Source organism: Caballeronia sp. (assembly GCF_049581465.1).
Classification (GTDB): Bacteria; Pseudomonadota; Gammaproteobacteria; order Burkholderiales; family Burkholderiaceae; genus Caballeronia.
The window spans coordinates 1-1,806 of sequence record NZ_JBAUSA010001350.1; the positions used below are offsets into that span (position 1 = coordinate 1).

At 61.1% G+C, this 1,806-nt stretch carries 3 protein-coding genes; all 3 read left to right on the forward strand.

Annotated elements, in window-relative coordinates:
• Positions 1-755: KpsF/GutQ family sugar-phosphate isomerase (locus WCA53_RS32655; RefSeq protein WP_423921662.1), on the forward strand; the 755-nt coding region annotated here is incomplete at its 5' end.
• A 10-nt stretch (positions 756-765) separates the two neighbouring features.
• On the forward strand, positions 766-1,308 hold the full coding sequence (locus tag WCA53_RS32660) for a KdsC family phosphatase (RefSeq protein ID WP_423921667.1): 543 nt from the start codon (positions 766-768) through the stop codon (positions 1,306-1,308).
• Positions 1,305-1,806: LPS export ABC transporter periplasmic protein LptC (gene lptC, locus WCA53_RS32665; RefSeq protein WP_423921672.1), on the forward strand; the 502-nt coding region annotated here is incomplete at its 3' end. The genes WCA53_RS32660 and lptC, both read left to right, overlap by 4 nt.

The following is a 1,806-nucleotide window of genomic DNA, read 5'->3' on the forward strand; positions in this document are numbered from 1 at the left end:
TTGTTCACCCTGGTGAGGCCAGTCACGGCGACCTGGGGATGATCCTGCCGCAAGACGTGGTGCTCGCCCTGTCCAACTCCGGCGAAACGGACGAAATTCTCTTTATCCTGCCGGTGATCAAACGCCAGGGCATTCCCCTGATTGCGATTACCGGCAACCCGGATTCCTCCCTGGCCGATCAGGCCGACGTGCACCTGGATGCCGGCATTTCCGCCGAGGCCTGCCCGCTGGGCCTAGCGCCCACCGCCAGCACCACTGCCGCCCTGGTCATGGGCGACGCCCTGGCGATCGCGTTGCTGGAAGCACGCGGGTTTACCTCTGAGGACTTCGCGCGTTCACATCCAGCTGGAAGCCTGGGCCGCCGTCTGCTGCTGCATATCAGCGACGTGATGCATACGGGCACCGGCATACCGATGATCTCCCCCGACGCTAGCCTCACCCAAGCCTTGATGGAAATGACCCACAAACACCTGGGTATGACCGCCGTCGTTGACAACGAACAGCACCTGCTGGGCGTTTTCACCGACGGCGACTTGCGTCGCGCACTGGACGACGATGGCGTCGATCTGCGCAACGCCAAGGTCAGCGACCTGATGACCCGTGGTCCCAAGGTCATTAGCGCCGACAAGCTGGCCATCGAAGCGGCACAGCTGATGGAGAAATACCAGATTCACGCCCTACTGGTGGTTGATGACGCACAACGCGTGGTCGGCGCACTGAACATCCACGATCTGCTGCGCGCCCGCGTCGTCTGACGGAAAGCTCATGGAATATCTTGCCAACCTGCCCGCCGAAGTACTGGCACGCGCCGCCAAGATCCGTCTGGCAGCGTTCGATGTCGATGGCACGCTTACCGATGGTCGCCTCTGGTACACCGAAAGCGGACACGAAACCAAGGTGTTTCACGTGCACGACGGCCTAGGCCTGAAAAGGCTGCAAGCCCACGGGGTGCACGTAGCCATCATCAGCGCACGCATCAGCCACCCGGTTGCACTGCGCGCGGAAGAACTGGATATCGCCCACGTCTATCAAGGACAAAACGACAAGCGCGAATGCATGATGCAAATTCTCGAAGCCCTGCATTTGCAGCCCGACGAGATCGCTTTTGTGGGTGACGATCTGCCGGATATAGCGGTCATGCGTATGGCCGGACTGGCGGTGGCGGTTGCCAACGCCCATCCGTGGGTCACCGAGCAAGCGCATTGGCAAACCAGCCTCCGCGGCGGCCACGGTGCGGTGCGCGAAGTATGCGATCTCATTTTGCACGCGAAGGGCAAGACGTCCGCGGAACAGGAGCACTGGCGGTGAGTTTTCGCCAATACATCCGCGACAACCGCATTACGGTAGCGATTGTTTTTCTCGCCATCGCCGCACCTGCGAGCTGGATCCTGGACCGCTGGGTCGAGGGCGGTGCTCCGGTTAACGACTTCGTCGGACCGCCCATTTCCGATTACGTCCTCTACAACTCCAAAGTGTGGAGTTACGACGTTGATGGCCTGTTGAACTTCACCATGACCGCGCCGCGCATGGATCGTCGCACGAGCGACGAGTCGCTTTACATCAATGCGCCGGTCTTCGACATCACCGCCAAAAAACCCGGCGTACCGGACTGGCAAGGCAACGCCCCCTACGGCTGGGTCAACAAATCAGGCACCCTGATGCGACTGGACGGCGCGGTCTACATGTACCGCCCTGCCTACGCCCTGGGTCCCATGGCAACATTGCATACCTCGGACGTCACCGGCTGGCCGAAAGAAAACCGCATGGAAACGGCGGCGCCAGCGACAATGACGCATGGTCAAAGCG